The organism is Streptomyces sp. NRRL S-87, from assembly GCF_000719335.1.
Classification (GTDB): Bacteria; Actinomycetota; Actinomycetes; order Streptomycetales; family Streptomycetaceae; genus Streptomyces.
In genome coordinates, this window is record NZ_JOGB01000178.1 from 1 (window position 1) to 538 (window position 538).

Genomic DNA, 538 nt, shown 5'->3' on the forward strand with positions numbered 1-538 from the left:
CGCTACCGCACCGTCGGCGACATGTCCTGCACCGGCGCCGTCGACTCCGACGCCACCACGCTCGACGCGGTGATCGCCGAGATCGCCGTCTCCCGCCTCACCGAGCGGGGCGCGACCCGGGCCGACGACAAGCTGTCCGAGGCCGCGATGGAAGACCGCAAGCGCGAAGGGTACTTCTAACGATGACCACCACCACCGAGCAGCTCAGCGCCACCACGCTGCTGCGCTTCGCCACCGCGGGATCCGTCGACGACGGCAAGTCCACCCTGGTCGGCCGCCTCCTGCACGACTCCAAGTCGGTCCTGGAGGACCAGCTCGAAGCCGTCGAGCGGGTCTCCGCCGACCGCGGCCAGGACGCCCCCGACCTGGCACTGCTGACCGACGGCCTGCGTGCCGAACGCGAGCAGGGCATCACCATCGACGTGGCCTACCGCTACTTCGCCACCGCCCGCCGCCGGTTCATCCTCGCCGACACCCCCGGCCACGTGCAGTACACCCGCAACATGGTCACCGGCGCCTCCACCGCCGAACTCGCCGT

1 protein-coding gene and 1 pseudogene are annotated in these 538 nt (G+C 71.0%); both read left to right on the forward strand.

Translation table 11 applies throughout. The features are described 5' to 3' along the window. Positions 1-180: pseudogene (locus IF43_RS0135630) on the forward strand (sulfate adenylyltransferase small subunit); the annotation flags it as partial. A gap of 2 nt (positions 181-182) precedes the next feature. Then, positions 183-538: GTP-binding protein (locus IF43_RS0135635; RefSeq protein ID WP_030211206.1), on the forward strand; the 356-nt coding region annotated here is incomplete at its 3' end.